Origin of the sequence: Paraburkholderia ultramafica, assembly GCF_902859915.1 — a bacterium.
Taxonomy (GTDB): domain Bacteria; phylum Pseudomonadota; class Gammaproteobacteria; order Burkholderiales; family Burkholderiaceae; genus Paraburkholderia; species Paraburkholderia ultramafica.
Genome location: NZ_CADIKK010000106.1, coordinates 1 through 3393 on the forward strand (window position 1 = coordinate 1; position 3393 = coordinate 3393).

A 3393-nucleotide genomic window follows, 5' to 3' on the forward strand; every position below is an offset into this window, starting at 1 on the left:
CCGCAGCGATTGCTGCGAACTGAGCCCGGATACATGGCTGCAACCTCGACCCAGTGCCAGAGAACGCGGACTGCTTGACAACAGGGAGTCGTCCATACATGGTGCAAATAGGCGGTCTGGACGAGATTTTTCTTATAGAAGGGATACCTCATCAAGCAGACAGGACGGTCTTCCAGACTGCGGGCGCAGCGGTATCTTTGAGGCCGAGCTTCGCGAGGCTGAATTGGCCTTTGCGAATACGATGTATCAACTCAATACCTGTGAGAGTGATCGCTGCGTTCCTGAAACGTTTGAAGCCGAGCATGACTTTCGTGCGGGACTTGATGTTGCGGTGGTCCTGGTTGGGTAGCAGCGGCGCATTACTGCGCCGCCGCCCCCTGAGAACCGTACGTGCGCCTTTAGGAGCATACGGCTCAAGCCTCTGCAAAGGCATCTGAAGACACCCGGTAGCACAACTTCATTTTTAGGCGTATTGCGGATTTCTACGGCAATTGAGATGATGCACCTGAAGGTTGCTTGCTGCATCCGTCCCGCCGTCAGTTTGCTTCACAATATGCGTGACATCCCAGCGGGTGTCGATTGTGATGGGCTGCTGACAGTTGGAACACATGCCATCTTGCCTTAGCCAGACACGGTACAGCTTACGGCGACCGCGCGCCGAGTTCAGCATCTTCTGGCCCCATCGGGATTCGAAGTACGGCGCCCATTGCGGATCGTGCGGATTGGCGCCCGCTTTGATCTTGACATGCCGTTTTATTGGCGTGTCCGATTCCTTGAGCAAGATGACCTCTCTTGTCGTGCCATCCTCTTTTTTTTCTGTTGCGGCAAATACCCAGTCCCGGAAGCCTTTGGTCTTGAAGTATTTGATCTTCACCCATCGGGCTCCTTTTTTGGGGTGCCTTCTTGCCGCCCATCGCCATAGCATTGACCAGACCTCGTGATCGACCCGATTGAAGGCTTGCTTGGCGACAACATGGCTATGGTAATTCGCCCATCCTCGTAGAACGGGATTGAGCAGCCTTATCAGGTTCGCCTGTTTAGCCGTCTTGTTGGCCTTGATGATTTCACGAATTTTGTCAAGATGCGCCTTGACGTTCGCTTTCGATGGTTTCATCAAGAGCTTGCCGTTGTACTTGCGAATGTTCCATCCGAGGAAATCAAACCCATCCTTGATGTGCGTTATTCTGGTCTTTTCTGGCGATAAGACCAGACCGCGTTCCGCCAGAAATTCAACTACTGCCGGCTTCACCTCATGTTCCAGCCACTCTTTCGAGTGACCGGTAATAATGAAATCGTCCGCGTAACGCACCATGTTCATTTTCAGACCTCTCGGTTTCGCTCGCGGGAATTTTTCCGCTAGCATCGCTTCGAGGCCATCGAGCGTCATGTTGGCTGCCACCGGTGAAATAATTCCCCCTTGTGGGGTGCCGGCGTCAGTGGGGAAGAGTTCGTTTTGATACACATATCCCGCTTTGAGCCACTTCTTTAGGACCACCTTGTCCGTGGGGATATTGGCGATCATCCAGTTGTGGGAAATTTTTGTCGAAACAGCCTTGGATGTCGGCCTCCAGCACCCATTCCGCACTCGCCTTTTTTGCCAGAGAATTGAAGCATTGTCCTCCAGCGTCAGCAGTAGAGCGTTCCGGCCTGAACCCATAAGAATTCAGATCGGCCGTGGTTTCCGCAACTGGTTCCAACGCCAGCAGATGTAACGCTTGCATGGCGCGGCATTTCATCACGGGTATGCCGAGCGGCCTCGTCTTGCCGTTTTTCTTCAGAATAAAAATTCTCCGAAGCGGAAGGGACGAGTAACCCCGCCTCTTCAACGACGCAATCGCGTTGGCCTTTGCCGCCGGTGCTTTCCACGTTACCTTGTCCACACCGGGGGTGTTCCTGCCTTTGTTTTCAGCCACCCGCCTGACGGCTAATGCACGGCCGCTGAACGAGTGGGTCAGCAGCCATTGCAGGGCTTTCACCCTGTTATGACGGCCGGCCTGTACGGCCTTCACCATACGCGTCTGCAGCCTTCTTACCTGACGTTGAACATCGGCCCAATTGATGCCGTCCCACGTCACGCCAGAAGGTGCACGCGCCCGTGTTGCTGCACTCATTTGCTTTCCTCCCGTATAGATGGTTCTGCAAACTCTCTGGTGAGGAGAGACCATGAGGAAGTCTGCCCGCTTTCGCGTCGGGTGATGTCGCAACCCGTATCCCGTCCATTACAGCCAGGCGTTCGCTTTTTCCTCGTTCCTGTGCCCGCACCGCCATGGGCAGACCTTGCAGCCTGCTGCCCCCGAAGGGAGCGATACGGGGTTTCCACGTTCCGCTTATGGAAGTGCGTCGGGTTAGGTGCCTGCTCTTGGCCGGGAGGTATATGGGTCACGAAAGCGTAATCGAGAAACGCTGTTCCCACCTCCAGTACCGTTTTGGTTCGAGCGCAATAGCCATTTCCGCTCGTTCAATTTAACGACCTTTACTGCAGATTCAAATGTTTTCACCATACCGACTATCTGGCACTCATCCGGCGTATGGCTGCCAGAAGGGTACGCCTCTCGCGATTGATACCCCGCGCCTTGCAGCGCTTCGTTGCGTTGTCAGAGCCGCTCTTGATTCAGGCTCCTGGATTCACCGGGTGACACCGGTGGTCCACTCCTTCTATGCGGCGAGAAGTGTGAACAACTTCTGTAAGCGACCTCGTGTCGCACCTCGACCAAATTATTGAGATATTTCGAGGATCGGACCTTCGTGTCCACAGGCAGCAAGCCGTCTGCCTTCATCTCACGCACAGCACGATGTGAGGCGGCGTAGCCATCGAGCGTGATGGTCTTTGGTGGCTTGCCCTGATGTTTGATCGCCTTGCTGAAAAAGGCTTTGGCTGCGGCCACATCACGTTTCGCCCTGAGCAGGAAGTCAACCGTGTGACCCGCCCGATCCACCGCGCGATAAAGATAGACCCATTTGCCGCGGATTTTCAGGTAAGTTTCATCGACACGCCACGACGCTCCCGCAGGCGTGCCGAAACGGTTCCATCGCTTGACGAACTCCGGCGTGTAACGCTTCACCCAGCGCAGGATCGTTGTGTGGGCCAGCGACAGGCCGCGCTCAGCCATCATCTCGACGAGATCACGCAGGCTGAGCTTGTAGCGCAGATACCAACGCACGCACAGAATAATCACGTCGCGGTTGAAGTGACGGCCTGAGAACAGCTCGTCCATGCTCTTCAGCTTGCTCATTGTCGGATGATGAAATCGGGGAGGCAGTACTCTAACCGAATCACCTTCACTATTTGCACCATGTATGGACGACTCCCTGTTGTCAAGCAGTCCGCGTTCTCTGGCACTGGGTCGAGGTTGCAGCCATGTATCCGGGCTCAGTTCGCAGCAATCGCTGCGG

Annotated in this window: 1 protein-coding gene and 2 pseudogenes; all 3 read right to left on the bottom strand. The window is 55.1% G+C overall.

The genetic code is table 11. The features are described 5' to 3' along the window. Positions 1–151: 151 nt before the first annotated feature. Positions 152–349, bottom strand: a pseudogene (locus HV744_RS36195) (DDE-type integrase/transposase/recombinase); the annotation flags it as partial. A gap of 114 nt (positions 350–463) precedes the next feature. Continuing rightward, a pseudogene (ltrA, locus tag HV744_RS38670) lies at positions 464–2111 on the bottom strand (group II intron reverse transcriptase/maturase). A gap of 483 nt (positions 2112–2594) precedes the next feature. Next, positions 2595–3233: an IS6 family transposase gene (locus HV744_RS36205; protein ID WP_246279379.1), complete on the bottom strand. Its 639-nt coding sequence runs from the start codon at positions 3231–3233 to the stop codon at positions 2595–2597. Between the last annotated feature and the right edge of the window lie 160 nt (positions 3234–3393).

Excerpts from the sequence above, each read along its gene's own strand:
- HV744_RS36205 (WP_246279379.1), bottom strand. The coding sequence starts at position 3,233 with ATGAGCAAGCTGAAGAGCATGGACGAGCTGTTCTCAGGCCGTCACTTC.